A 25,924-nucleotide genomic window follows, 5' to 3' on the forward strand; every position below is an offset into this window, starting at 1 on the left:
TGGGGCGCCCTCCGCGGGATCAGCCGAAGACGTACTTGATGACCCGCTGGAACCCGAAGTCAATCACGGTCACAAGACCGATCATGACGACGACGAATACGATCACCACGGACGTGTACGTCGTGAGCTGGTTGCGAGTCGGCCAGACAACCTTGCGCAACTCGGCGATGATCTGGCGGTAGAACAGCGCGAGGCGGCCCAGAGGACCCTTCTTGCCGCGCTTGCCGCCCTTCCGAGTCTTCTTCTTCGACTCGGGCACTTCATCCTCAGCATCAGGCATGTCGATGGAGCCCACGGCGTCCGTCACGCTTCTCACCTGATTCCGGGTCATGGCCGTGCCGCGCCCGGTGGAGCCGCACGGCGGTGCATTGAAGTACGTACATGCGCACACATCCTGGCGAAGGAGTGTGTAGCAGGGCCGGAGGGACTTGAACCCCCAACCGCTGGTTTTGGAGACCAGTGCTCTACCAATTGAGCTACGACCCTTTGTGGTTTCCACCAACCTACCGCATCTTTCCCGGTAACCCGGGTGCAGCAACGGTGTGGCTGGTGAAGGCCAACGACAGGTGAGTGTACGTGCTCAGCGGCCCGGCGTCGAACAGACAGCTCCCGACAACTCCTGGCCGCATGTTGTCCGCATGCTGTCCGAGTCCTGTCCGGTCCCTGAAACCCGTGTGCCCACGGGGATCGGGGTCTGGGACGATGGGGCCCATGAGCGCTGCAACTTCTCCCTCCGAGCGCCGGGTCTCCGCCCGCATCGGTGCAATTTCCGAGTCCGCCACCCTCGCCGTCGACGCCAAGGCCAAGGCCCTCAAGGCCGCCGGCCGCCCGGTGATCGGCTTCGGTGCCGGCGAGCCCGACTTCCCGACCCCCGGCTACATCGTCGACGCCGCGGTCGAGGCCTGCCGCAACCCGAAGTACCACCGCTACACCCCCGCCGGCGGGCTCCCCGAGCTCAAGGCCGCCATTGCGGAGAAGACGCTGCGCGACTCCGGTTACGAGGTCGACGCCTCCCAGATCCTGGTGACCAACGGCGGCAAGCAGGCCATCTACGAGGCGTTCGCCGCGATCCTCGACCCGGGCGACGAGGTCATCGTCCCGGCGCCGTACTGGACCACCTACCCCGAGTCGATCCGTCTCGCCGGCGGTGTCCCGGTGGAGGTCGTGGCCGACGAGACCACCGGCTACCGGGTCTCCGTCGAGCAGCTGGAGGCGGCGCGCACCGAGCGTACGAAGGTCGTCCTGTTCGTCTCCCCGTCGAACCCGACCGGTGCGGTGTACAGCGAGGCCGACGCCAAGGCGATCGGCGAGTGGGCCGTCGAGCACGGCCTGTGGGTGCTGACCGACGAGATCTACGAGCACCTGGTCTACGGCACCGCGAAGTTCACCTCGCTGCCGGCGCTCGTGCCCGCCCTGCGCGAGAAGTGCATCGTGGTCAACGGTGTCGCCAAGACGTACGCGATGACCGGCTGGCGCGTGGGCTGGCTCATCGGCCCGAAGGACGTCGTCAAGGCCGCGACCAACCTGCAGTCGCACGCCACGTCCAACGTCTCCAACGTCGCTCAGATCGCCGCGCTGGCCGCCGTCTCCGGGAACCTGGACGCGGTCGCCGAGATGCGGACCGCCTTCGACCGCCGTCGTCAGACCATCGTGCGGATGCTGAACGAGATCGACGGCGTGCTGTGCCCGGAGCCCGAGGGCGCGTTCTACGCCTACCCGTCGGTGAAGGCGCTGCTCGGCAAGGAGATCCGCGGCAAGCGCCCGGCCACCTCGGTCGAGCTGGCCGCGCTGATCCTGGATGAGGCCGAGGTCGCGGTCGTTCCGGGCGAGGCCTTCGGCACACCGGGCTACCTGCGGCTGTCGTACGCGCTGGGCGACGAGGACCTCGTCGAGGGCGTGTCGCGGCTCCAGAAGCTGCTGGGCGAGGCGAAGGACTGACCGTCCCGGATCCCGCCCCTGTGACCCCCGGCCGCGGCCGGGGGTCATTTCTTTGTTCGGGGATCGACTCGATGGGGAAACCGGCTACCGCGAGGACCCGCGGGTGCGGCAGGATCTTCGAATGGAGCGTGATGTACGGCTGTTGCCCAAGGCCCATCTGCATTTGCATTTCACCGGGTCGATGCGGCCCACGACACTGCTCGAACTCGCCGACAAGTACGGCGTACGCCTGCCGGAGGCACTGACCGGCGGCGAACCGCCCCAGCTGCGGGCCACCGACGAGCGCGGCTGGTTCCGCTTCCAGCGGCTCTACGACATCGCCCGGTCCTGTCTGCGGGCGCCGGAGGACATCCAGCGACTGGTGCGCGAGACGGCCCAGGAGGACGTCGCCGACGGCTCCGGCTGGCTGGAGATCCAGGTCGACCCCACCTCGTACGCCCCGCTGCTCGGCGGGCTGATCCCGGCGATCGAGATCATTCTGGACGCGGTGGACGCCGCCGCCCGCGAGACCGGCCTCGGGATGCGGGTGGTGATCGCCGCGAACCGGATGAAGCACCCGCTGGACGCGCGGACTCTGGCACGGCTCGCGGTCCGCTACGCGCACCGGGGCGTCGTCGGCTTCGGGCTCTCCAACGACGAGCGGCGCGGAATGGCGCGCGACTTCGACCGGGCCTTCGCCATCGCCAGGGAGGGCGGCCTGCTGGCGGCCCCGCACGGCGGGGAGCTGGCCGGCCCGTCGAGCGTGCGGGACTGCGTGGACGACCTCTACGCGGCCCGGATCGGCCACGGCGTACGGGCCGCCGAGGACCCGCGGCTGCTGCGCAGACTGGCGGAGCGCGGGGTGACCTGCGAGGTGTGCCCTGCGTCGAACGTCGCACTGGGCGTCTACGAGAAGCCGTCGGACGTACCCTTGCGCACTCTGTTCGAGGCCGGGGTGCCGATGGCGCTCGGCGCGGACGACCCGCTGCTCTTCGGCTCCCGGCTGGCCGCGCAGTACGAACTCGTACGCCGCCACCACGCGTTCACGGACGAGGAGCTGGCGGAGCTGGCGCGGCAGTCGGTACGGGGGTCGGCGGCGCCGTCCGACGTACGGGAGCGGCTCCTCGGCGGGATCGACGACTGGCTGGCGAAGCCGGCCTGACAGCGCGACGGCCGGGAAGAAGACAGGCTCACCGCGGGACCCGGCCGGCATTTTCGTTCGGACCGATGCCGAGCGCGCCGCCCTGGAGCCGGCGGAGCAGGGCACCCGCATCGGATGCGGTGCATCGCAAGGCGGAGGAGCGTCCTCATATGGGGCGTATTCAGGCGTTCCGACAACGCAGCGAGGTGCCGTAGCTGTCGTCGTGCGCCCGCCCTCCATTTGCCGGTCGGTCTGAGCTTGATCTTTAAGGCTGCTGCTCGGCCCCGCCGCGTCTAGGCATATCCGTTTTGCGCTGTTTCTTGCCGACTGGGTGGCGGGGTGCGGGGGTGGAGGTGCGGCCCTTGGGGCGGCCTGGGCCGGGGTGGGAGGCTTTCGGCGCGCGGGCCGGGGTGCCCAGGATCCGCCGGATGCGGGGATAGCCGCGCCGGACCCGGCCGGGGTGAGCCGATCCGGTGTCAGGGGCTTTTCCCAGGGGCGCCGGAGGTCCTCGGTCAGGGGGCGGGCGAGACGGAGTTGCGCGTAGGCGGCGAGGATCAGCCACACCCACCGGTCGGCCTGTTCGGGGGTGCGCAGGCGGGGTCGGGTCAGGCCGAGGGTCTGCTTGAAGAAGCGGAAAGTGTGCTCGATATCGAACCGTCGAAGGAAGATCCGCCAGAGGCGGTCGACGTCGTGCGCGGTGGCGTCGGGGTCGCTGTGCCACAGCCATAGCGGCTTGGGGGCGCGGTTGCCGGGCAGGTGCTCGACCGCCAGATGGACCAACGTTCCCTCGACGAGGGGGAGTTCGCCTTCGTGGTGGGCCCAGGAGCCGCGCCGGTCCAGCTTGGGGTGCAGGCGGCCCCAGCAGCGGGCGAGGACCTGGCCGAAGCGGTCGTGGACGCCGGCCGACTCCTGGACCGGGGCCGGGTGGGCGGCGGGGTCGGCGAGGCGGAACTCCGCTCCATGTCGGGGCGGGCGCCCGGGGTTCGTTCCGCGGCGCTTGCCGGCCGGGGCGCGCATCACCCGGTCGGCGCGGATGCGGCCCAGCAGCCGCACCGGCTCCTCGCGCAGCAGCCAGGTCAGGCGCACGAGGTCGTAGCCGGAGTCCAGGACGAACAGCACCGGCAAGTCGCCCGGTCGCCACTGCCCGGCCCGCTCCAGGCGGGCGACAAGGTCGCGGATCTGGGCGGCGGTGACCTCGGTGGGATCGTCCTCGGGCCCCAATCGCACCGCGTCCAGCGGCCCGGTCCACGAGGAGCGGCCGCCGCCGAGGGCCGCCGCGACCTGGTAGGGCCAGCCCGGGATGGTCTGACGCACCCCGTCGCACCGGCACGGACGGTGGCAGTGCAGCCGCTGGGGCGAACACTCGGCATCCGGACGCGGCCACGGAGTGACGTCCAGCGCGATGGACAGCTGCCCGTCCGCCCCGCGCGGCAGTACGAGCCCCGCCAGGGCCATCCGAAGCCGGGACACGTTGATGTGCCCCTGGGCCAGCGCGTCGTACATCGCTCCGTGCCCGCGCCGATGCACCCCCGACAGCGAGAGTTCCGGCAGGGACGTCACCGGCCCGTCGGCGCACAGCACCGCGTCCATGAGCTCGAACAGAGCATCCGCCCGCAACGTCAGGCACTCGTACAGCTCACGGCGAAACCGGGACAACCCGGCCAGGGCCTCGACGCGCACGGCGCCGTCTTGCAGACTGTCCATCACGGCCTTTGGTTGATCAACGTGTCTCTTGGCGGAAACACATGATCAAGCAGAGGCCGCCCAGCTGTCAGGCGAACGACAAACCCCACCAAGAAATGATCTTGGTGGGGTTTAAAGCCAAGCTTAGGCGCCGATTCCGTGCAGCACCGTCCGCGCCACGGATGCGGCGAACTCGTCGAGTGAGTGCGGGGGCCGGCCCTCCTCCGTCGCGTCGTAGGCGAACGCGCGCTGGACGCAGGCGCCGAGCAGCAGCGACGCGGCGGCATAGGTGTCGGCGCCGGGCCGGACGCGCCCCGCGGACTGCTCGCTGCGGAGGTAGGCGGCGACGCCCTGGATCGGCATGTGCGGGCCGGTGCCGAGCTCGCGCATGACCGCGTCGTGGCGGCTCTTGAGCCGCGGCTCGGCATAGAGGGAGGCGGCGATCGGGAAGCTCTGGGCGTAGAAGAGCGCGGCCTCGCGGGCGATCTCGGTGAGGTTCTCCTCGACCGTCCGCTCCCCCGCCGCCGGGTCGGCGGTCAGCCGCCGCAGGAGCGGGTTGAGCTTCGGCAGCCGCTCCTTGAGGACAGCCACGAACAGCTCCTCCTTGCTCGGGAAGTGCTTGTAGAGGGCCGCCTCCGAACAGCCCGCCGCCCGGGCGATTTCCTTGGTGGTGGCCCGGGCCAGGCCGATGGTGAGCATCAGCTGGTGGGCGGCGTCGATGATGCGGACGCGGGCCGGCTTCTGCTCCATGTGCACTCCAATGAGGCTTGACGCGTGGTGAGTATCCACTCACTCTAGAGGTGAGTGAATACTTACCCACCCGGGGAGGGTGCGCAATGAGACTCACGGTGTTCGGCGCGACAGGCGGCATCGGCCAGGAGATCGTCCGCCAGGCGGTGGCCGCGGGCCATGACGTGACGGCAGTGGTCCGCGATCCGGCACGGCTGCCGGTCCCGCTCTCCGACGTCACGGTCCGTACAACGGCGCGGATCGACGATCCGGAGGCGCTGCGCGAAGCGGTCGCCGGGCGGGACGCGGTGCTCTCCGGACTCGGCTCGCGCGGCCGGAAGGCCGACGGGATCGCCGAACGGCTCACCGGCTCGGTGCTGCGGGCGATGGAGGCTGAGGGGACGCGGCGGCTGCTCGTGGTGAGCGCGGCCCCGGTCGCGCCGAAGCCCGCGGACGATCCGTTGCTGGACCGGATGATGCTGAAGGCGATCGGGGCGATTCTCAAGGAGGTCTATGCCGACCTCACGCTGATGGAGGCCGCACTGGCCCGCAGCGCGACGGACTGGACGTCGGTCCGGCCGCCGAAGCTCACCAACGGGCCGCTGACCGGGACGTACCGGACGGTCTACGGCAGCAATCCGCGCAGCGGCCGGTCCATCTCGCGGGCCGATGTGGCGCACGCGATGCTGGCACTGATCGACGATCCGGCGGCGGTGAAGCAGGGCGTGGGCGTGGCGTACTGACACCACACCCGCGTCAGAGGGTGACGCCGACCGTCACCGGTTCGTTGACGAGCGTGACGCCGAAGGCGTCGTGAACGCCCGCGACGACCTCGCGGGCGAGCGCGAGCAGGTCCTCGGTGGTCGCCCCGCCGCGGTTGGTGAGGGCGAGCGTGTGCTTGGTGGAGATGCGGGCGGGCCCGGATCCGTACCCCTTGGTGAAACCGGCCCGGTCGATGAGCCAGGCCGCCGAGGTCTTGGTGCGTCCCCCGTCCGCGGGGAAGGCGGGGGGCGTCACCTCGGGGCCGAGCCGGTCCTTGGCACGGGCGAGGAACGCCTCGTACTGCGCACCGTCGAGGATCGGGTTGGTGAAGAAGGACCCCGCCGACCAGGTGTCGTGGTCCTCCGGGTCGAGCACCATGCCCTTGCCGGCCCGGAGCCGCAGCACGGTCTCACGGGCGGCCGCCGCGGGCACCCGGTCGCCCTGCTCCACACCCATGGCACGGGCCGTTTCGGGGTACTTGATGGGCGCGGAGAGACCGCCCGCGTCTTCCAGCTCGAAACGGACACGCAGCACCACGAAGCGGTCGGGTTCGGCCTTGAAGCGGCTGTGGCGGTACGAGAATGCGCACTCGGCATTCGGGATGGTGACCGTTTCGCGGGCGTACCGGTCATAGGCGACGACCTCCGTGATGGTCGACGCGACCTCCTGGCCGTACGCACCGACGTTCTGGATCGGCGTCGCACCCGCCGAGCCGGGGATTCCGGCCAGGCACTCGATGCCCGCGAGACCGGCTTCGACCGTGCGGGCGACGGCGTCCGTCCAGATCTCTCCGGCGGCCAGTTCCAGCGTCGTACCGGAGAGCGCGAAGCCCTTGGTCGCGATGCGCAGGGCGGTGCCGTCGAAGCCCTTGTCGCCGATGACCAGGTTGCTGCCGCCGCCGACGACGAGGAGCGGAGTGCCGTCCTCGTCGGCCTCACGCACGGCTGCGACCACCTCGGCGTCCGTCGTTGCCGTGAGGAGGCGGGCCGCGGGGCCGCCGAGCCGGAAGGTGGTCAGAGGGGCGAGGGGGGCGTCGTGGAGTTCCTGCACGGGGACAAGAGTACGGTCCGCGGCGCCACCGCTCGGGCGGGGCCACGGACCGTGCACACAGGGCAGCCGGGTCGGACGGGACCGGGCCACGGATCAGGCGGCGACGGCGGCCCGCTCCACGGCCGGCTCCGGCTCCGCCGCCGGCGCGGGGCGGCGGCCCGGGATCAGCAGTGCCACGAGCGCGGCGAGCGCCACGAAACCGGCCCCGATCCAGACCGCCGGGACGGTCCCGTCCGTGAAGGACTGCGCGGAGCCGTAACCGCCCTGCGCGGAGAAGACCGAGGCGAGCACCGCGACCCCGAGGGCGCCGCCGACCTCACGCAGGGCGTTGTTGGCGCCGGAGGCGATGCCCTGCTCGGCGGGCCGGACACTCGACATGACAAGGCTGGCGGCCGGCGCGAAGTAGAGCGCCATGCCGACACCGCCGATCATCAGGGCGGGCAGTTGCGCGGTGTACGAGGCGTCGGGGGCGATGACCATGGCGAAGAGCGCCAGCCCGACGGCCTGGAGCGCGAGACCGGTCACGACAACCGGGCGCCCGCCGAACCGGTCGGAGAGATACCCGGCAATCGGAGCGACCAGCATCGGCATGCCGGTCCAGGGCAGCATCCGCAGCCCGGCCTCGGTCGGCGAGTAGCCCAGCACGCCCTGGAGGTACTGGCTGAGCAGGAAGATCGATCCGAACATCCCGAGGAACATCAGCAGGCCGGCCATGTTGATCCCGAAGAACCCGCGGTTGCGGAAGAGCCGCATCGGCAGCATCGGGTGCTTCGCCCGGAAGCCGTGGTGGACGAAGCCGCCCATCAGCGCGGAGCCCGCGATCAGTCCGGTCAGGACCGTGGCGCTGGTCCAGCCGTCGGTGTTGGCGTTGACCAGCCCGTAGACGATGCCGAAGAGACCTCCGCTGACGAGGAGCGTGCCGGGGATGTCGAGCCGGGCGTTCGGGGCGTACGACTCCGCCAGGCGCAGCCGGGCCAGCGGCAGCAGGACCAGGCCGACCGGCACGTTCAGCCAGAAGATCCACTGCCAGGAGATGTGCTCGGTCAGGCTGCCGCCGATCAGCGGGCCACTGGCCACGGCGAGTCCGGTGACGGCGCTGAAGATCCCGAGGGCCATGCCGCGGCGGGCGGCCGGCACGGCGGCCGTGAGCAGGGTGAGCGTCAGCGGCATCATGATCGCCGCGCCGATGCCCTGGACGGCCCTGAAGGCGATCAGCTCGTTGATCCCGGACGACAGGGCAGCCGCGGCGGAGGCGCCGGTGAAGACGGTGAGCCCGGCGAGGAAGAGCCGTCGCCGACCGAACCGGTCGCCGAGAGCGGCACCGAGCATCAGCAGGACGGCGAAGGTCAGGGTGTACGCGTTCACCGTCCACTCGAGCTCCGCCAGCTCGCCGCCGAGACTCTTGCGAATGGAGGGCAGAGCGGTGGTGACGACGAGATTGTCGAGGGCCGCCATGAAACCGGCGACGCTGGTGATGACGAGGGCCCAGACCACTCCTGAGCGGCCTGTCGTGTGCTGATTCACTGCTCCCCCTGGGGGTTAGTTATTAATGACTAACTTTCATGGGCAGAGAACCGGGCCGAACCCGGGTCGCACTGTTCGGGTGGCCGGCCGCTCAGGCCCTCGGCTGCGCCGAGGGATAGAAACCGGACCAGACACGGTGACCGGCCGGGAAGCCGAGCGAGGCCAGGGTGTTGACGAGCATGCCGTACGCGAGGAAGGTCGTGGTCCCGCCGGGATCGGCGCCGAGCGCGAGGTGGATCTCGTCCCACATCTGCAGCCAGCCGGCCCGAGCCGACTCACCGAACTCGTGGTCCCCGGAGGCCTCGGCCGCCGCGACCGCCGCGTACATCTGCATCTGCATCAGCAGTTTGTCGGGGTCGTCGACGATGAGGCGCTGATACGCCGCCGCCATGGCCAGGAGCGCCTCCTGCCCCTCCAGGCCCTCGCCGGCCTCGGCGAAGATCTTCCGGGTGTCCGCCAGGCAGCGGTCGGAGGCGGCGAGGAACATGGCCTGCTTACTGGGGAAGAGACGGAAGAGATACGGCTGCGACACGCCGACCCGCTTGGCGATCGCCTCCGTGGAGGTGGCGTTGTACCCACCGCGGGCGAACTCGGTGATCGCCGCGCGGATGACGCTCTCGCGCCGCTCCTCTGCACTCATCCTGACCATGCAGATAAGTTAGTACTCAATCACTAACTTGGTCAAGCGGTACGGGACAGCCGCTCCGGAACATGACGCGAGGGCCTCGCGAGTACGGGTGAGGGGCACCCCCGGCGGAGAGTGCCCCTCACTCATGAACGTGGCTCGACAACGGCTCAGGCGAGCCGCACAACGGCGCGGGACATCCCCAGCACCTTCTTGCCCTCGCTCATCGCCGTCAGGTCCACCCGCACCTGCTTGTCGTCCAGCAGGGCCGCCACCTTGGCACTGACCTCGATCAGCGCACCCTTGTCGTCGTTCGGCACGACGACCGGCTTGGTGAACCGCACCCCGTACTCGACGACCGCACCCGGGTCACCGACCCAGTCCGTGACCACCCGGACCGCCTCGGCCATGGTGAACATGCCGTGCGCGATCACATCCGGCAGCCCGACCTCGAGGGCGAACTTCTCGTTCCAGTGGATCGGGTTGAAGTCACCGGAGGCGCCCGCGTACTGCACGAGCGTCGCGCGGGTCACCCGGAAGGACTGCGCCGGCAACTCCGTACCGACCTCGACCGATGCGTAATTCACCTTCGCCGTCATCACGCCTCCTCGGCGGCGCGCGCCACCAGCTTCGTCCACGCGGTCACGACATGCTCGCCGGCCTCGTCATGGACCTCACCACGGATGTCGAGAATGTCGTTGCCCGCCATGGACTTGACGCCCTCGATCGTCGAAGTGACCGTCAGCCGGTCCCCCGCCCGCACCGGACGCACGTATGCGAACTTCTGGTCACCATGCACCACACGGCTGTAGTCCAGGCCCAGCTGCGGGTCCTGCACCACCTGCCCCGCAGCCTTGAAAGTGATCGAGAAGACAAAAGTGGGCGGCGCGATGACATCGGAATGTCCGAGCGCCCGGGCGGCCGCCGGATCGACGTACGCGGGATTGGTGTCCCCCACCGCCTCGGCGAACTCACGGATCTTCTCCCGGCCGACCTCGTACGGCGCGGTGGGCGGATAAGTCCGCCCGACGAAGGACTGGTCGAGCGCCATGGGCTCGCTACCTCCTGATGAAAGACGAAAAGGCCGATGAACAACCCTGTACGGGACAGTCCTATACAACGACACGAGGCCGCCCCCAGTGGGGACGGCCTCGTGTACGAGCCTGATTCAGCGGGTTTCGCGGTGCGCAGTGTGCGAGTTGCAGCGCGGGCAGTGCTTCTTCATCTCAAGACGGTCCGGGTTGTTACGCCGGTTCTTCTTGGTGATGTAGTTCCGCTCCTTGCACTCCACGCAGGCCAGCGTGATCTTCGGGCGGACGTCGGTGGCAGCCACGTGAGTGCTCCTTGGACGGACGGATGGACGGATGAACGCAAAAAAGAGTAGCCGATCGAAGGACCGACCCCACAATCGGCTACCGTAAGTAGCGGTGACCGGACTTGAACCGGTGACACAGCGATTATGAGCCGCTTGCTCTACCGACTGAGCTACACCGCTTTGATGACGGATCCCCCCGCCGCGAGGCGGGGTTCTCCGATCACCAGAGCCCCAATACGGAATCGAACCGTAGACCTTCTCCTTACCATGGAGACGCTCTACCGACTGAGCTATTGGGGCGAGCGATGAAGACATTACACGGTCCTCCGCCGATCGCCCAAATCCGTTTCGGAGCCCCCCGCCCCAGCGATGACCGGCCCCGCCCCGATCCCCCGACCGACCCCCGGTCCACGACCGGCAGACGACCCGGCCGGGAGCCCGACCTGCGGCCGCAACCGCCGCCTGATCAGCAACGTGACCGGCAACCCGACCAGCGCCGTGAGCCACGCCCGGCCGACCCAGGAAGAGCCACCGCGCAGGCCCCTCCCACCCGCCGCGCACACCTCACGAGGCCACACCGGTACGACTATTTCCCTCCTCCTCGAACCGGGACGAACGCACCCCTAGGCTCGACTCACTCTGCGTGATCTTGTAACCCTCCCAGGAGCGCGATGCCCGACAGCCGGCCGCGGCAGCCCGACAACCACGCCGCCGACGCCGCCACCGAAGCCAACGCCCTGATCCTGTGCGGCGCCCGGCTCACCGACGGCCGCATCGTCGACGTACGGCTCGGCCGCGGCCGCATCGAGGCCGTCGGCACCACAGGCAGCCTGACCGCCCCCGGCCCCCGCATCGACCTGCGCGGCTATCTGCTGCTCCCCGCCCCCGCAGAACCCCACGCCCACAGCGACACCGCACTCACCGCGGACAGCACCGGCCCCGACAGCTCCGGACCGGCCTCGCACCACCCCGAGGACATCCAGCGCCGCGCCACCGAAGCCGCCCTGCTGCAACTCGGCCACGGCGCCACCGCCCTGCGCTCACACGTACGGATCGGGGACGTCACCGGACTCGCCGGCCTCGAAGCAGTACTCCAGGCGCGCCGCTCCCTGCACGGACTCACCGAACTGACCTCGGTCGCCGTACCCCGCCTGCTCACCGGAATCGCAGGCGCCGACAGCCTCGCCATGCTGCGCGACGCAGTGAAAACAGGAGCCGACGTGATCGGCGGCTGCCCCGAGCTCGACCCCGACCCGGCCGGATACACCGAAGCCGTCCTGGAGGTCGCCGCCGAACACCACTGCCCCGTCGACCTGCACATGGACGGCGACGACCCCGCCCGCCTCGCCCGGCTCGCCGCCATGGCCGCCGGACACAGGCCCGGCGTCTCCATAGGCCCGTGCGCCGGCCTCGACCGGCTCCCCCCGGAAACCGCGACCCGCACCGCCGACCAGCTCGCCGCCGCCGAAGTGACCGTGATCTGCCTCCCCCAGGGCGGCTGCTGCGGCGCCGAACGCGGGGGCGCCGCCCCCGTACGGCTGCTGCGCGCCGCCGGAGTGCGCGTAGCGGCAGGCAGCGGGGCACTGCGCGACGTCGCAAACCCCGTGGGCCGCGGAGACCCGCTGGAGGCCGCCTACCTGCTCGCCTCACAGAGCGGCCTCCGCCCCGAGGAGGCATACGACGCCGTCTCCACGGCCGCCAGAAAGGCCATGGGACTGCCCGAGGTCCGCGTCGAGGCAGGCTTCCCCGCCGAACTCCTCGCCGTACGGGGCGAACAGCTCTCCGGCGCGCTCTCACTCGCGTACAGCCGGATCGTCGTGCACCGCGGACGCGTGGTGGCCCGCACCAGCGCGGTCCGCGAGTACTGCGACTCCGAGACCGTCGTCGCACTCGATCTGCCCCGCCAGGGCCGCCCTGATCCCGGACCGGGCGGCGGGTCCTGAGCGGGGCGGCGCGCCGCGGCGTACGGTCGTGACTATGCGCATTGTCATCGCAGGTGGACATGGTCAGATCGCGCTGCGGCTGGAGCGGCTGCTCGCTGCGCGCGGAGACGAAGCGGTCGGCATCATCCGCAACCCGGAACAGGGCGAGGACCTCCGGTCGGCAGGCGCCGAACCGGTCGTCCTGGACCTCGAATCGGCCTCCGTGGAGGACGTGGCCGAGGTGCTGCGCGGCGCCGACGCGACGGTCTTCGCGGCCGGCGCGGGCCCGAACAGCGGTACGGCCCGCAAGGACACGGTGGACCGCGGCGCGGCAGTGCTGTTCGCGGACGCGGCGGAACGGGCGGGCGTACGGCGCTACGTCGTGGTCTCCTCCATGGGCGCCGATCCGGACCACCCTGGCGACGAGGTCTTCGACGTGTACCTGCGGGCCAAGGGCGCCGCCGACGCCTACGTGCGCTCCAGGACCGCACTCGACTGGACGATCCTGCGCCCCGGAATGCTCACCAACGACGCGGGCAACGGGCAGGTTCTGCTGGCAGCCTCGACGGGGCGCGGAACGGTACCGCGCGACGACGTGGCGGCGACGCTGCTCGAACTGCTGGACACCCCGGCGACAGCGGGACTGACCCTGGAACTGATCTCGGGGAACGTGCCGCTGACGGTGGCGATCAAGGACGTCGCGGGGAACTGAGCGGGCGACGGGGAGGAGCACAGAGCCCGACACGCCCCTCCCCCCGCTCTCCCTCGTACGAGGTTTCTGCGGCCGAACGGGTGACCATCCGCCGCCCGCGTCGTTGATCCTCCCGACGGCTCGTAAGCCCCGCCGGGAGGAGGACCCATGCGTCGCTCAACAGCCCTGATCCGCACAGCCACCTGCCGTGTCGCGCGCGGCCTCCGCGAGGACACCGGCGAGCAGTTGACCGTGCGCCAACTCGCGCAACGGGTGGGCCGGCTGTGGGGCCCGGCCGCGCTTCCCCCGGGCACGGCCTGCTCGTCACGCATCGCCTGCATGGGCGCCGAACTGGCCGCACGTCAATTGCGCGCAGCGGCCCACCGGCGGGCGCCGGAGCATCGGTGAAGGCGGAGACCAGGCCGACACGCTGCGCGTCAGGAAACCTCGAAGTCCAAGCGGCCCGGCTCGCAGGGCCGGGCGCTGTACGCCCGGTCGCCTCGCCTCTTCCCCCGGCTGTGCGCCGGGGCGGAGGACACCGTTCGGCGGGGGCCGGTCCCAGGCTTGAGCTCCACCAGGCCGGCAGGCAGCGAATGCGGCAACCCCGATCTCCGGCCAATCGGCTGGAGACCCTGCTCCGCACCCACCGGACCGTACTGCGGGCCACCGGATCCCCACGGGGCCGGGCCGGCTCGGCGCAGCATGGAACGCTCGGAGCGAACAGGGCAGGCGTAGCGGTAAGCAGCGGTTCGAACCACGGTGGGAAGGCTCGCGAAGGGGGCAGAAAATGACTGAGCCCCCGACCATTTGTGCTGGTCAGGGGCTCTGTTCGAGTGGCGGCGACAGGGTTCGAACCTGGGTAGGCTGAGCCGGCAGATTTACAGACCGCGCGATCACTCCGCGCTGAGCTGACCGTTCCCGCAGTGCGCCGCTCCGTGCCCCACGATGCGCCCCACGATGCGCCCGGAAGCGTCGCCCTCGCGTTCGGGCGGAACCTTGTTGCTGCGTGGACTTCCTCGACTTGCCACGCGTCAACCGGCCTCAGACTGAGGCCGGGATCGGGTGGCGTCTAGGGCGTGTCTGACGGGTCGGCACAGTCCCTGCGACTCTCCCGGCTACGCTCGCGCGGGAGCGCCCCGCGGCGCGTGACTGCGGGGCGCCTTGTGGGGTTTAGTCGACCGGCTCGCCGTCGTACATACCGCCCTTGCAGGGGTTGCCCGGCTCATTGATCGCGGGCATTCCGCCGCCCTGCCTGCACTCAGAAGGGGAGACGGAGGATGGGGCACCCTGTGCCGTGGCGGCGGTGGCGGTGGCGGCGCCTGTGAGGCCGAGTCCGGCGAGGGCTGCCGTGGCGATTACGGCGGCGAGGATTCGTCGAATGCGCATTTGGTTTCCCTTTCACGGATTGCCTCGGTTGGGGCACTACCCAGCTTGATCTTCGCCCATGTGGGTGGCACATCATGTTGCGCCATTCAGGTGACATGGCTGTCGGGAGCGGGGCCGCTGACCCGGCCCGCCCAAGCCGGAGGGGTGCCCGCCCTCGCTCCCAGGTACCAAGCGACCATCGAGCGGCGGCGCGCCCGGACTGCTGAGCCGCCGCCTGTATGCCGCGGCTGCTTCGTCCAGCTCCCGGCAACTGGCGTCTGCGACTCCTGCAGCTAGGCGACAGATTTACTGAGGGCTCCCCTTAACCCATTTCACCTGCAGCTTCTCCGTCGCTGGACACCCCTGGGGGAAGGGGCCCCAAGAACACCGCGGGAGACCCTCGCCCGTTTCGAGCGCTGGTCGGCCGTTCGACCAAGGCCGCTCACATTTCACTTGGCGACTGACTTAGTTGGCGACGCTTTGCTGACACGCCACCTTCCGCCCACCCCTCGGGTCGGCTGCGTCGAGCGCGCCAGCTCCACACTGTGTGCCCGACGAGAGCGACAGCGGAAATGATTGCAGCAACGCGAATCGTGTTCCAGGTTATGGAGAACGTTATCCCTTGCGAGTCAGCCTCTGTGCTCAAGCGCTGAGTGGCCTCAAAGAAGGCGATCAATGGAACAAGCAGGCGGAACAGAAGGCCACCAACTCCGGGCGTTCGCGCTACATTCCCCACGAGTCCCACAGGCGCACCAAACACGAAAGCCGCTATTCCCCACACGAGAATTTGCCCCTCGCTGGAGGCGCCAGATTCCATTCCGACCGGAACGGAGGCGGCAGGTTCCATTCCGGCCGGAATGGTGGGGTTCATGCCCTTAAAAAGGTAGTATGTGACTACGCCGATAGCCAACCCCAAAGACGGCAGCAACGCTGACTCGATTTTGGATCGGCGGAAATAGCCCACCAGGAATGCATAACAGGCCCACGGCCAACCACTAGAAAAAACAGTACTCACGGCGACGCAAACGGGATTATCCCATTTCCCAGCCACGGGGCCCACTAGGCCAAGTAGCAAACCCGCCCCGAGAGACACAGTGACCGGCACAACGCGAGTGCGCAGGAAGCGCATGTTCTCTCCTCCCCGTTCAGTGGGCAATCAGAGTTGGAGATGGCGCCACTCTGAGGCTGCGCGGGCAACCGAACGGCCCCCGAGCGGCGCACCAACCTACCGCACCTTCCGAGGAGTTACCGCTTGGTGCGGGGATCAGAACCTGCAGCCTCCAACTGTGGTCGATGGCTGATACTTAACGCTCGGCTCAGGGCAACGTCGTTCCTATAACAGTGGACTTAGGCTTTTAGGTTAGTTCCGAAAACCCCGCCGAAGCGGTGAGTCACCTCTTGGACCTCACCGCATTTCCCTACGGGGGCTATATTTCGCTGGCGATGCGAGAGGATTTGCCTGCTGTTCCGCCGGAAGAAACTACTCGGAGGATTGACTGTACTATCGCGAGAGCGAAGGTGCACGTAAAGGGATTGACTGTTCGCTTTCATGGTATAGTCCTAATGAATTTACAGGGCGCCACGAAAAAAGGGGAATGGCGTGAATACCGAGAAGGTTACGGCTCGACGTCTTACGGTCGGAGAGGTTTCGGAATTGGGCCTCCAGGACGGCATCTTCGTCTCGGCGGAGATGGATGGTCTTCCTCTCGACTGCTACGCCCCGGCTTTCCTTACGAGGCCGGGTAAGAATTTCGAGGGAGGGTCCTTCACTGCAAGGACGATCTTCGGTAAGGAAATACATGTTCTCCCGGACAATGCCGAAGAGTGCGGGATCTGGATTGCCGACAAGGCAGGGGAAGAAATCGAGGTTCTCCAGAGTGCCGGCGTCCTCCTGAACCTCGCCCTCTTCGTGCCTGACGGGAATAAGGAATCCCTGGAGTCGCTCTACTCCGCCGCACGGGACGCGTTCGGCGCGGGGATCGTTCAGCGCTGGAGCGAGGAGACCGTCGCGGTGCCGGACGTCAAGGTCGACCTGTACGAGGAGCCGGCCCGGGGGCGGAAGAACACGAACAGCCAAAACCGCGACCGCCGTGCCCTGGACATCTACCCGACCCGAGTGCGGTTCCTGGAGCCCAGCGATGGCTGGAGGTTCATTGTCGAACCGCACAAGGAGATCGTCGATGACACACCGACGATCTGATCTGATGGCAGGTTAGCCTCGATCTTTCGCGGGAGCCCGTCAGCTTGCTGACGGGCTCTTCTTCGCTTGTTGGGGCGTGTGGGCAGACCGCTGGCCCGATTTTCGCGTTGGGTGGGCTTCGCCGGGGTTCATGTTTACAGCGGGCTCCCCCTGGTACGTCTGAGCTGCGGTTCCTCCGCCGGTGCAAGCTCTTGGGGCACACCTGGGGGAAGGCGTGGCCCGAGAGGCTGCACGCGCGGCTGGCGAGGAGCCAGAAATACCTTCATCCGTCTCGTGCCGACGGAGAACAATGCCGGGCATGGGGACAGACATTCACGGCTTCATCGAGTTGCCGCTGGGATCGCTGGCTGGACGAGGACGATCGCGCGTGGAACCAGGTCATCGACCTTTCGCATCTCTACAACGGGCGCGACTACGTTGCCTTCGGGTCCCTGTTCGGTGTCCGCGACACCACCTCATTCCGCGCACTTGCCGATCATCGAGGCCTCCCTCATGACGTGTCGAAAGAGGTCCTCGCTGACTTCGAGCCCTGGAGTGATGAGCTGCACGGCGAGTCCTGGATCTCCTGGGCGGAGCTGACAGCCGCCGACTGGGACGAGGTCGCAAACGAGGTCGATGGCTGTGTTCACGAGTACCGCCGAAGCCCTGACGGCAGCTGGAAGATGCACGGACGGAACTCCAGCCTCACCCGCTTTGCCGAACTCTCCGGCCTCACCGATGCCCGGCACCTCTATTGCGCAGGCAGCGTCTATCCCGAGAACACCGAGTGGCCAGACGGCGACCGGCTCTTCCGCATCGGCCGCCTACAGCGGAAGCATGCCGTGCCCGACAGCGAATGGGGTTCCATCTGGTCGGTCATGCGCACGCTGGCAGACCTGCACGGCGACGAGGGCGTCCGTCTGGTCGTCTGGTTCGACGGCTGACACCACCAGATCTGAGCCCGATAGCTGGCTGAGTCAAGCAGGTTGGCCATCGCTTCCAGCGGGGCACGATCGGACGGGCTGCCCCCGGACTCGGGAGCAGCCGGCTGAACTGGGCCTTAGCCCGGCTGTGGCGGACCTGCGGTGGCATCACTGCCACGACGGTTTTCAAGACCGCCCGCATACGCGAACACCTGAGCCCCTGACCTGCGCATTCGCTACGACTGGCCCCCGGGGGCGCTTCGATGGCCCACACATGGCCCACAGCCCGCTGAGGGGCCATGCCCTTGAGGGCGCACCAGGCAGACCGACACCCGCTTTAGGAGCGAGGCGGAGCGAGGCTGTCGCTGACCTGGGTAACTTCGACTTCGGGGCCTGCGGCACCTGAGTCCCGCTGACCGCCGCTTTTCCCCGTGAGTCCCCGCGCAATCTGGCATGCCTGTGGCACGGGCTGACCCTCTCTGAAGCTCCTCAGTCCGCGGGGATCAGGTGCGCCCGGACGGCGCGGACCCTCTCGAGCAGGGCGCGCTGCTCGTCGATCCAGCCGCGGTCCATGGTGAGGGAGACGGCCAGCCTGGTGGTCTGCTGGTCTGCGATGGTGACCGTGATCTCATCGTGGTCGTCCTCCCGCCAGTTCAGGCGGATGCCGATCTCGGCGACTCGCGCAGCCTCACGCCAGACGGCGTCGTGCCCCGCGGCGACCTCGTCCAATACGTGCGCCCAGCCGGCCAGGTCACTTGGATCCACATAGGTGTCGAGGACACCGGCCACGAAGTCGTTGTGGACCAGGAGCTGTCCCTTCTCGTCCGGGATGCCCGGGGCATAGGAGTCGTTCAACTCGACCACGACACTGCCGCCGAACTTACCGGTGATCCGCAGCAGTGCGGACCGCTCGGGCTCCTTCATGTCCCACCCCTGGGTGTTCGATCCAGTGCTGATGCTGCGCACTCTAGGCGGCACCACTGACGATGCCTGCCGCGCTCAACGTCTCAATGGGCGACTCAAGGCCTGCCATCTCGCCCTGGGTCTTCCCAACCGCTCCGCCGACCTGGAATCTTGCCCGGCCACCCATGCCCTACCTGCGACCGAGCGGCCTTTGTTGGTCGTCCTGGGTCACCCCTGGCTGTCCCCTGACGGCCCACGGACGGCCCGAGAGTGGGATCAGCGAGCACAGAGCATCGAATCCGGAGCTGGGGTTTCGTCATTAGCCGAGGCGCGTAAGGGCGTCAGCTACGGACTCCATCGAGAGCGTGACCGCTTCGGCCAAAGCCCGCTCTTTCGTGGGCTTGTTGGCGTATCCGACGCTGCGGGCGTCGGTGGCGAGCGCAGTGGCGGTCAAGGACTCCCGGCCTGTACCGATCCCGCCGCATTTCGTACGGTTGCTGCGCCAGCACATCGCCACGCATGGCGTCGCTCCGGATGGTCGGCTGTTCCGGACGAGCCGTGGGGTGCTGCTCCAGGAGACTGGATACGGCGAAGTCTGGGCGCGGGCCCGCAAGGACGTGCTGACCGAGCAGGAGGCCGCGTCTTTGCTCGCACGGCGTCCTTATGATCTTCGCCACGCCGGGGTCTCGTTCTGGCTCAGTTCCGGGGTGGATCCCATGGAGTGCGCGCGGCGGGCGGGGCACACCATCGCCGTTCTGTTCCGGGTGTACGCGAAGGTGCTGGCACAGACGCAGGAGCGGGCCAACCATCGAATCGATGCGGCGCTGCGTGAATGGAACGAACCGGAGTGAGGATGCCACCTGTCCCCCGGGGACAGGTGGGGGACACGGCCTGATCAAAGGCGGGATACCGGCGGTATGAGGTGAGACAAGCCGCCCATTTCGGCCCCCTCCCCCAGACATGTCCGGAGCATGCAGAAACCCCCGCTGATCTGCTGTGTTAGCAGGTCAGCGAGGGTTTCCCGTTCTGTGGCGGCGCCAGGGTTCGAACCTGGGTAGGCTGAGCCGGCAGATTTACAGAGGGCTCCCGTTAGCCCCTCTCACCTGCGGCTTCTCCGTTGCTAGATGCTCCTGGGGCACACCTGGGGGAAGGGTCCCCAGGAACACCGTTTTAGGAGTTCCTTCCGGCGGCCCAAGGGCCGGGTATGCGGCTCGCTAGCGTCCTGCGCAGCGTCCGGCATCGACTTTCCTGGTACGGCAGGGTGCACCGGTGTTGCCGTCAAAGACTGCAGTCAGACCAGCGGTCTCGATGTCCTCCGGCGACAGAGTTTTTCAGGTGGTCACGTCACCTGAATGGCTGCCGCGAATCCCGACCATTCCGATCACGTGCCCGAGGGTCGTGGCACCCCGCTCCGATGCTGCCCGAGGGTCGTGGCACCCCGCTCCGATGCTGCCCGAGCGCGGTCCCATAGCGGGCGGCGGTCAACGGCGCATCCCGTCCGACGACACATGATGTGGCGTCAGTCTGTATTTGGCGAAGGGCTACTGAGTTCACGTCAGGCATTGATCTCACAGCCTCAAAGGCAGGTTCGGCAGCCGTCTGGCGGCGCCGCGAACTGGGTCGCTTCTCTACCGCCCTCGGGAGACATCCGCCGAGGTGTCACACACCCACACGAGGGCTGTCACTGTTTGTGCATGAACGAGCACTCTTAGGCTGATCTAGGTACGTTCATAGAGGGTTCTGATCGATCACCCCAGTCCACGCCGGATTGCCCAAGGGGTCCCACCCCAGCTGCATGAATGTCTTCGGTGCCGTTGAGGCCGATCTCAGGCAACCAATGGGCTGCGAAGTCCTTCCGGCACATCCAGTCACACAGGAGGTACGTCATGAGCGCTTTCTCGATATTCAACGGCCGCGGTGGCCGAGGTGGTGGCCGCGGTGGCCGCGGTGGTGGCCGTGGCGGCTACGGCGGACGTGGCGGCCGTGGCGGCTACGGCGGCCGTGGCGGACGTGGCGGCTACGGCGGCGGCTACGGCGGCGGCTACGGCGGCGGCTACGGCGGCGGCTACGGCGGCGGCTACTAAGCATCGCCGCCTCACCCGAGGATCGTCATCGGGGGGCGACGGCGCGTCCCGTCCGTCGCCCCCCTTCCGCCGCATGCCCCCACCCGGCTCCCTCCCCGAGAAGGTGACCCCGCTTGGCGGACGCGACACCCGCCGACTCGGCTCACATCAAGCCCGTGGCCCCGGCAGCCGAGGACAGTCCAGTGCCCCTTGCGGCGGCCGTGTCTTCGGCCGACGCGTTCCGCCGCTTCTGGCCGTGGGCACGCCCCGACCGGTACCGGCTCGCCACGAGTGTCGTCCTCCTCATCGCGGGGTCCGCGGGTGAAGTCGCTTCGGTGTGGCTCTTCAAGAACCTGGTCGACCAAGTCCTGATCCCCCACCGGTTCACAGCGTTCCTGCCGCTGGCCGGACTCATGGCCGCCGTGGCTGTGGTCGCGGCGCGCCACGGCATCCGCTTCGACCATTCGCAGGAAGCGAGCGATCTTCCACAACGCGCTCGGCTACGCGGTCGACGCCGGGCTTCTGCCCCAGAACCCTCCCGCCCAGGTCCAGTGGAAGGCACCTGAGCAGGCGGAAGAGGAGCTGGACCCCGCGACGGTGCCTGACCCTCGACAGGCGCTCGCGCTGCTCGAACCCGTAGAGAAAGTTGTAACTCAGTGGTCTAGGAGATGCCTTGAGCACCGGACAGCGAGGCTATGGGGTGCATCGCGCTGTGATCACGCAAGTCCTGGCCGCAGTTGGCGATGCGGCGGTTGTGCTCTCCTATGAGGAGGATCGCTCCTTCGCTGCTGCCAGCCTGAGCCGCTTCAGTGCTGTGGGGTCGACGCGGCTGGACTGGCAGGCTGCCGAGGTTCTGGAGCGTTCCACCGGTTTTGATGGTGCGGAACTCCGGCGCCTGCTGCACAGCCACGGGGACAAAGGTGAGCTTGTCGTCGTTTTCTGGGGGAATCTCGCCGTGCCATCGGTGGGACTGGCGGCCGCTGTGGCGGCACTCCATGCTGAGACGTTGTTGGACTGCTCCCCTCAATGCTGGATCTACCTCACCGACAGCAGGGTGTTGATCGAGTTCCAGGACGGTGAGGGATTCACGGTCGGTCGGGTGCCGTCCTGACTCATTTGGGTGCGGGGCTACCGCGCGGCGCGCACCTGGAAGCATTCTTCGGTTGCCTGTACTACGCGGCCATGCGGCCAGCCGAAGCAACCGCCCTTCGGCGCGAGCAATGCCACCTGCCGGAGACGGGATGGGGCACTCTGACGCTGCGCCAGGGGGCCACTCGGGCCGGGCGGAATTGGACCGACGACGGGCGAGCCCACGAGATGCGGCATCTCAAGGCGCGGGCGGTCAAGGACTCCCGGCCTGTACCGATCCCGCCGCATTTCGTAAGGCTGCTGCGCCAGCACATCGCCACGCACGGCGTCGCTCCGGACGGTCGGCTGTTCCGGACGAGCCGTGGAGGGCTACTCCAGGAGACTGGATACGGCGAGGTCTGGGGGCGGGCCCGCAAGGACGTGCTGACCGAGCAGGAGGCCGCGTCTTTGCTCGCACGGCGTCCTTATGATCTTCGCCACGCTGGGGTCTCGTTCTGGCTCAGTTCCGGGGTGGATCCCATGGAGTGCGCGCGGCGGGCGGGGCACACCATCGCCGTTCTGTTCCGGGTGTACGCGAAGGTGCCGGCACAGACGCAGGAGCGGGCCAACCATCGGATCGATGCGGCGCTGCGTGAGTGGAACGAACCGGAGTGAGGATGCCACCTGTCCCCCGGGGACAGGTGGGGGACACGGCCTGATCAAAGGCGGGATACCGGCGGTATAAGGTGAGACAAGCCGCCCATTTCGGCCCTCTCCCCCAGACATGTCCGGAGCATGCAGAAACCCCCGCTGATCTGCTGTGTTAGCAGGCCAGCGGGGGTTTCCCGTTCTGTGGCGGCGCCAGGGTTCGAACCTGGGTAGGCTGAGCCGGCAGATTTACAGTCTGCTCCCTTTGGCCACTCGGGCACACCGCCTCGAACGACGCGTTGGAACTCCGTTGAGCGGGGCTCCTTGGCGACGACGTAAACGATACCTGATGACGTGGGGTGCTCCGCCACCTGATTGATCAGTGCTCGTGGCGGTGGGCGATGGCTAGGCTTTACGTCGTACCCCACAAGCATTCGACGCAAGGAGCCACACGTCATGGCCGACTCCAGTTTCGACATCGTCTCGAAGGTCGAGCGGCAGGAGGTCGACAACGCCCTCAACCAGGCCGCCAAGGAGATCTCGCAGCGCTACGACTTCAAGGGCACGGGCGCCTCGATCTCCTGGTCGGGCGAGAAGATCCTGATGGAGGCGAACGGCGAGGAGCGGGTCAAGGCGATCCTCGACATCTTCCAGTCCAAGCTGATCAAGCGGGGCATCTCGCTCAAGTCGCTGGACGCGGGCGAGCCGCAGCTGTCCGGCAAGGAGTACAAGATCTTCGCCACGATCGAGGAAGGCATCTCCCAGGAGAACGCCAAGAAGGTGGCGAAGATCATTCGCGATGAGGGTCCGAAGGGCGTCAAGGCGCAGGTCCAGGGCGATGAGCTGCGGGTCAGCTCGAAGAGCCGGGACGACCTGCAGGCCGTGCAGGCGCTGCTGAAGGGCCAGGACTTCGACTTCGCGGTGCAGTTCGTGAACTACCGGTAGGTCCGTCCTTCGGTCGTCCGTCCGGGCGCGGGTGGGGCAGGCCGGGAGGTGCGCACCGGCCCGCCTCGCACCTCACCGGACGTGATGTCCGAATACCGCCGGTCGCAAGTGGCGGGCGGTCGCAGACTTGTCCGTATGGAACGGCGATTCGGTGATTCGTCGCCCTGTACGGAGAAGAGAGGGACCGGCCATGACCATGTACGCGACCGTCGACAGCCCGCTGGGTGAACTGCTGCTGGTCGGCGAGGAATCACCAGCCGCCGCCGGCGGTGTGGCGCTCGCCTCGCTCTCCCTGCCGGGCCAGAAGGGTGCCGAGGTCGTCCAGGACGGGTGGATCCATGCGCCGGGGGCCTTCGCCGGGATCACCGCGCAGCTGAGGGCGTATTTCGAGGGGCGGCTGACCCGCTTCGACATCGCGTACGCGGAGGGTCGGGGCACGGAGTTCCAGCGGCGGGTGTGGAGCGCGCTGGACACCGTCCCGTACGGGGAGACGGTGTCCTACGGGCAGATCGCCGAGCGGATCGGCGCACCCGGGGCGGGTGTGCGGGCCGTGGGGACGGCGATCGGCCGCAATCCGCTGCTGATCGTGCGCCCGTGCCACCGGGTGATCGGGGCGGACGGGGCCCTGCGGGGTTACGCGGGCGGGCTGGAGCGCAAGGAGCAGCTTCTCGGGCTGGAAGGCGCTCTGGCGGCGCGCTGAGCGGCCTGCGTGCCGAGCGGTTGCGCGCTGAGCGGCTGTGTACGGATGGGCGGTGGGCGACATGGCGGGTCTCTTCCCGAGGCCGCGGGCTGTCGTGGCGCCGGGTGCCGTGCATGTGCCGGAGTGGTTGCCGGTGGAGCGCCAGCGGGCGCTGGTCGAGGTCTGCCGGGAGTGGGCGCGGGGGCCGGTGCCGCTGCGGCACACGGTGTTGCCGGGCGGCGGGGTGATGTCCGTCCAGACGGTCTGTGTGGGGTGGCACTGGCAGCCGTACCGGTATTCGCGGACCGCGGATGATGTGAACGGGGCGCGGGTCGCCGATTTTCCGGACTGGCTGGCGGAGTTGGGGCGGGCGGCGCTGGTCGAGGCGTACGGGGAGGAGAGTCCGGTCGGGACGTACGCGCCGGACACCGCGCTGATCAATTTTTATGACGGCGCGGCGAGGATGGGCATGCACCAGGACAAGGAGGAACGGTCCGGTGCGCCGGTGGTCTCGCTCAGCATCGGTGATACATGTGTCTTCCGCTTCGGCAACACGGAGAACCGTGGACGGCCTTATACGGATGTGGAGTTGGCTTCCGGTGACCTGTTCGTCTTCGGTGGGGAGTCACGTTTCGCGTTCCACGGTGTGCCGAAGGTCTGTCCGGGGACGGCCGATCCCGCGACGGGCATGAGCAGGGGCCGGCTCAATCTGACCCTGCGCGAGACCGGGTGGGGTGTCTGAGGCGTGGACGGGGTTGTCAGTGGCGGTCCCGGGAGTTCCCGAAGAGCAGCCGGTAGACGATGAGCAGGACCAGTGAGCCGCCGATGGCCGCGATCCATGTCGTGGTGTCGTAGAAGTTCTTGGATATGGGGTGGTCGAGGAAGCGTGAGGAGATCCAGCCACCGATGAAGGCGCCGGCGACTCCGATGAGGGTGGTGCCGACCAGCCCGCCGGGGTCGCGGCCCGGGAGCAACACCTTGGCAATGACTCCGGCAAGCAGTCCGAGAATGATCCAACCGATAATGGTCATGCTGCCGAACCTACCCTTCGCTTGGTTGTAGAACCCAAGACGTCGGGTGGGCATGGACGGTTGCTGGTTGAGCGGGATGAGCGGCAGGTCACAGCCTGTTCATATGCGGGTGTTGTAGTCCGGCCAGGGCTGCAGGTGGTCCATTGCTTCGTCGTCGGCGTCCTCCCCGTACCAGCCCGCTCCGTCCAGCCATGTGCGCAGCCAGGTGGCGAGATCGGGCTGGTCGATGTACCAGGCGTGCTGCGGTTCGTCGGCGTTCGGTTCGAAGAGCAGGACGGTGGTGCGCTCGGTGCGGCAGTCCACGCAGCTGTACATGCCGCAGCCCAGGCTGCATATCGGCAGTACGCCTTCCGGCCACGGCCACTGCCCCTCCTCGCTCGCGGATCTGCGGTGGGCGAGGTATTGGTCGACGGCAGAGTGCTCGCCGTCGGGGGCGGGGTCGCCGGTCAGGGGCAGCAGGCCGTACGCGGGGCCGAAGCCGCCGTTGGCGATCCGGGTGTGGAGGGCGGTCAGCAGGGGCGGCAGTGCGAAGCCGAGGGTCGCTTCCGCCTGGGCGATGTCCTGGGTGGACAGAGCTGCCGGGAGGGGGTACTTCTCCCACCGTGGGGTGGCGTGCGCTGTCTTCTCCACGGCTGCCAGCAACTGCTCGGTGTCGTTCATGGGTTCATGGTGGAGGACGGCACTGACAGTCGGTGGTGGGCGGCCTGATGCCGTCCTGGGTGACGTGGGCGTTTCGGCGGGTGCGCCGCCCAGCTCCCGTT

At 68.3% G+C, this 25,924-nt stretch carries 26 protein-coding genes, 4 tRNA genes and 3 pseudogenes; 16 read left to right on the top strand and 17 right to left on the bottom strand.

What is annotated here, in order from left to right:
• Window positions 1-19: 19 nt before the first annotated feature.
• Together secE and OG972_RS17535 are read right to left on the bottom strand one after the other, a co-directional pair.
• On the bottom strand, window positions 20-307 hold the full coding sequence (gene secE / locus OG972_RS17530; RefSeq protein WP_037687986.1) for a preprotein translocase subunit SecE: 288 nt from the start codon (window positions 305-307) through the stop codon (window positions 20-22).
• A gap of 106 nt (window positions 308-413) precedes the next feature.
• Window positions 414-486, bottom strand: a tRNA-Trp gene (locus OG972_RS17535).
• Window positions 487-711: 225 nt separating this feature from the next.
• Between OG972_RS17535 and OG972_RS17540 the strand changes: the two genes are divergently transcribed.
• Window positions 712-1,938: a pyridoxal phosphate-dependent aminotransferase gene (locus OG972_RS17540; RefSeq protein ID WP_266982621.1), complete on the top strand. Its 1,227-nt coding sequence runs from the start codon at window positions 712-714 to the stop codon at window positions 1,936-1,938.
• A gap of 121 nt (window positions 1,939-2,059) precedes the next feature.
• A complete protein-coding gene (locus OG972_RS17545) occupies window positions 2,060-3,079 on the top strand; it encodes an adenosine deaminase (protein ID WP_266982623.1) in 1,020 nt (339 codons plus the stop codon).
• 244 nt (window positions 3,080-3,323) lie between these two features.
• On the opposite strand, the pseudogene OG972_RS17550 reads toward OG972_RS17545, so the two are convergent.
• Together OG972_RS17550 and OG972_RS17555 are read right to left on the bottom strand one after the other, a co-directional pair.
• Window positions 3,324-4,762, bottom strand: a pseudogene (locus OG972_RS17550) (NF041680 family putative transposase).
• A 123-nt stretch (window positions 4,763-4,885) separates the two neighbouring features.
• Window positions 4,886-5,491 carry a TetR/AcrR family transcriptional regulator gene (locus OG972_RS17555; RefSeq protein WP_266982625.1) on the bottom strand — a complete coding sequence of 202 codons (606 nt, stop codon included), beginning with the start codon at window positions 5,489-5,491 and terminating at the stop codon, window positions 4,886-4,888.
• A gap of 86 nt (window positions 5,492-5,577) precedes the next feature.
• Between OG972_RS17555 and OG972_RS17560 the strand changes: the two genes are divergently transcribed.
• Window positions 5,578-6,213 carry an NAD(P)-dependent oxidoreductase gene (locus OG972_RS17560; protein ID WP_266982627.1) on the top strand — a complete coding sequence of 212 codons (636 nt, stop codon included), beginning with the start codon at window positions 5,578-5,580 and terminating at the stop codon, window positions 6,211-6,213.
• A 13-nt stretch (window positions 6,214-6,226) separates the two neighbouring features.
• Here OG972_RS17560 and OG972_RS17565 read toward each other — a convergent pair whose 3' ends face one another.
• From OG972_RS17565 to OG972_RS17600, 8 genes are all read right to left on the bottom strand, one after another.
• On the bottom strand, window positions 6,227-7,282 hold the full coding sequence (locus tag OG972_RS17565; RefSeq protein WP_266982629.1) for a UDP-N-acetylmuramate dehydrogenase: 1,056 nt from the start codon (window positions 7,280-7,282) through the stop codon (window positions 6,227-6,229).
• Window positions 7,283-7,375: 93 nt separating this feature from the next.
• Window positions 7,376-8,806: an MFS transporter gene (locus OG972_RS17570; protein ID WP_266982630.1), complete on the bottom strand. Its 1,431-nt coding sequence runs from the start codon at window positions 8,804-8,806 to the stop codon at window positions 7,376-7,378.
• A 91-nt stretch (window positions 8,807-8,897) separates the two neighbouring features.
• On the bottom strand, window positions 8,898-9,446 hold the full coding sequence (locus OG972_RS17575) for a TetR/AcrR family transcriptional regulator (RefSeq protein ID WP_266982631.1): 549 nt from the start codon (window positions 9,444-9,446) through the stop codon (window positions 8,898-8,900).
• Window positions 9,447-9,601: 155 nt separating this feature from the next.
• Window positions 9,602-10,030 (bottom strand): MaoC family dehydratase, encoded by a 429-nt coding sequence (locus OG972_RS17580; protein WP_266982632.1) that lies wholly within the window; start codon window positions 10,028-10,030, stop codon window positions 9,602-9,604.
• Window positions 10,030-10,482 (bottom strand): MaoC family dehydratase N-terminal domain-containing protein, encoded by a 453-nt coding sequence (locus tag OG972_RS17585; protein WP_266982633.1) that lies wholly within the window; start codon window positions 10,480-10,482, stop codon window positions 10,030-10,032. The genes OG972_RS17580 and OG972_RS17585 overlap by 1 nt, the downstream gene beginning before the upstream one ends.
• 117 nt (window positions 10,483-10,599) lie before the next feature.
• Window positions 10,600-10,764 (bottom strand): 50S ribosomal protein L33, encoded by a 165-nt coding sequence (gene rpmG, locus OG972_RS17590; protein WP_003956487.1) that lies wholly within the window; start codon window positions 10,762-10,764, stop codon window positions 10,600-10,602.
• An 89-nt stretch (window positions 10,765-10,853) separates the two neighbouring features.
• Window positions 10,854-10,926, bottom strand: a tRNA-Met gene (locus OG972_RS17595).
• Between the two features lie 47 nt (window positions 10,927-10,973).
• Window positions 10,974-11,046 (bottom strand) — tRNA-Thr (locus OG972_RS17600).
• A gap of 371 nt (window positions 11,047-11,417) precedes the next feature.
• Here OG972_RS17600 and OG972_RS17605 point away from each other — a divergent pair.
• The 3 genes from OG972_RS17605 to OG972_RS17615 all read left to right on the top strand — a co-directional run bounded on the left by OG972_RS17605 (window position 11,418) and on the right by OG972_RS17615 (window position 13,767).
• Window positions 11,418-12,689, top strand: coding sequence for an amidohydrolase family protein (locus OG972_RS17605; protein ID WP_266982634.1), 1,272 nt, complete (start codon window positions 11,418-11,420; stop codon window positions 12,687-12,689).
• A 34-nt stretch (window positions 12,690-12,723) separates the two neighbouring features.
• Window positions 12,724-13,380 (top strand): SDR family oxidoreductase, encoded by a 657-nt coding sequence (locus OG972_RS17610; RefSeq protein WP_266982635.1) that lies wholly within the window; start codon window positions 12,724-12,726, stop codon window positions 13,378-13,380.
• A 147-nt stretch (window positions 13,381-13,527) separates the two neighbouring features.
• Window positions 13,528-13,767: a hypothetical protein gene (locus OG972_RS17615; protein ID WP_266982636.1), complete on the top strand. Its 240-nt coding sequence runs from the start codon at window positions 13,528-13,530 to the stop codon at window positions 13,765-13,767.
• 762 nt (window positions 13,768-14,529) lie between these two features.
• On the opposite strand, the gene OG972_RS17620 is transcribed toward OG972_RS17615, so the two are convergent.
• Window positions 14,530-14,745 (bottom strand): hypothetical protein, encoded by a 216-nt coding sequence (locus OG972_RS17620; protein ID WP_266982637.1) that lies wholly within the window; start codon window positions 14,743-14,745, stop codon window positions 14,530-14,532.
• A 1,579-nt stretch (window positions 14,746-16,324) separates the two neighbouring features.
• On the opposite strand from OG972_RS17620, the gene OG972_RS17625 reads away from it, so the two are divergent.
• Both OG972_RS17625 and OG972_RS17630 read left to right on the top strand, forming a co-directional pair.
• Window positions 16,325-16,924 (top strand): hypothetical protein, encoded by a 600-nt coding sequence (locus OG972_RS17625; protein ID WP_266982638.1) that lies wholly within the window; start codon window positions 16,325-16,327, stop codon window positions 16,922-16,924.
• A gap of 191 nt (window positions 16,925-17,115) precedes the next feature.
• On the top strand, window positions 17,116-17,847 hold the full coding sequence (locus tag OG972_RS17630) for a hypothetical protein (protein WP_266982639.1): 732 nt from the start codon (window positions 17,116-17,118) through the stop codon (window positions 17,845-17,847).
• A 468-nt stretch (window positions 17,848-18,315) separates the two neighbouring features.
• On the opposite strand, the gene OG972_RS17635 is transcribed toward OG972_RS17630, so the two are convergent.
• Window positions 18,316-18,750 (bottom strand): DUF5959 family protein, encoded by a 435-nt coding sequence (locus OG972_RS17635; RefSeq protein ID WP_266982641.1) that lies wholly within the window; start codon window positions 18,748-18,750, stop codon window positions 18,316-18,318.
• 434 nt (window positions 18,751-19,184) lie between these two features.
• Here OG972_RS17635 and OG972_RS17640 point away from each other — a divergent pair.
• From OG972_RS17640 to OG972_RS17660, 5 genes and pseudogenes are all read left to right on the top strand, one after another.
• Window positions 19,185-19,580: pseudogene (locus OG972_RS17640) on the top strand (site-specific integrase); the annotation flags it as partial.
• A gap of 1,035 nt (window positions 19,581-20,615) precedes the next feature.
• Window positions 20,616-20,813 (top strand): hypothetical protein, encoded by a 198-nt coding sequence (locus tag OG972_RS17645; protein WP_266982642.1) that lies wholly within the window; start codon window positions 20,616-20,618, stop codon window positions 20,811-20,813.
• A 113-nt stretch (window positions 20,814-20,926) separates the two neighbouring features.
• On the top strand, window positions 20,927-21,358 hold the full coding sequence (locus OG972_RS17650; protein WP_266982643.1) for a hypothetical protein: 432 nt from the start codon (window positions 20,927-20,929) through the stop codon (window positions 21,356-21,358).
• 107 nt (window positions 21,359-21,465) lie between these two features.
• Complete coding sequence (locus OG972_RS17655; protein ID WP_266982644.1) at window positions 21,466-21,903, top strand: hypothetical protein; 438 nt, start codon at window positions 21,466-21,468, stop codon at window positions 21,901-21,903.
• Between the two features lie 20 nt (window positions 21,904-21,923).
• Window positions 21,924-22,535: pseudogene (locus OG972_RS17660) on the top strand (site-specific integrase); the annotation flags it as partial.
• Window positions 22,536-22,713: 178 nt separating this feature from the next.
• Here OG972_RS17660 and OG972_RS17665 read toward each other — a convergent pair.
• A tRNA-Tyr gene (locus tag OG972_RS17665) sits at window positions 22,714-22,795 on the bottom strand.
• A 169-nt stretch (window positions 22,796-22,964) separates the two neighbouring features.
• Between OG972_RS17665 and OG972_RS17670 the strand changes: the two genes are divergently transcribed.
• The 3 genes from OG972_RS17670 to OG972_RS17680 all read left to right on the top strand — a co-directional run bounded on the left by OG972_RS17670 (window position 22,965) and on the right by OG972_RS17680 (window position 24,874).
• Window positions 22,965-23,453: a YajQ family cyclic di-GMP-binding protein gene (locus OG972_RS17670; protein ID WP_030926258.1), complete on the top strand. Its 489-nt coding sequence runs from the start codon at window positions 22,965-22,967 to the stop codon at window positions 23,451-23,453.
• 190 nt (window positions 23,454-23,643) lie between these two features.
• Complete coding sequence (locus OG972_RS17675) at window positions 23,644-24,153, top strand: methylated-DNA--[protein]-cysteine S-methyltransferase (RefSeq protein WP_266982645.1); 510 nt, start codon at window positions 23,644-23,646, stop codon at window positions 24,151-24,153.
• Between the two features lie 61 nt (window positions 24,154-24,214).
• Entirely contained in the window at window positions 24,215-24,874 is a 660-nt protein-coding gene (locus OG972_RS17680; RefSeq protein WP_266982647.1) for an alpha-ketoglutarate-dependent dioxygenase AlkB, read from the top strand.
• A gap of 16 nt (window positions 24,875-24,890) precedes the next feature.
• On the opposite strand, the gene OG972_RS17685 is transcribed toward OG972_RS17680, so the two are convergent.
• Entirely contained in the window at window positions 24,891-25,163 is a 273-nt protein-coding gene (locus OG972_RS17685; protein ID WP_266982649.1) for a GlsB/YeaQ/YmgE family stress response membrane protein, read from the bottom strand.
• Between the two features lie 99 nt (window positions 25,164-25,262).
• Complete coding sequence (locus tag OG972_RS17690; RefSeq protein ID WP_266982650.1) at window positions 25,263-25,823, bottom strand: SMI1/KNR4 family protein; 561 nt, start codon at window positions 25,821-25,823, stop codon at window positions 25,263-25,265.
• Window positions 25,824-25,924 lie beyond the last annotated feature (101 nt).

The organism is Streptomyces sp. NBC_01669, from assembly GCF_026339735.1.
GTDB lineage: Bacteria > Actinomycetota > Actinomycetes > Streptomycetales > Streptomycetaceae > Streptomyces > Streptomyces yanii.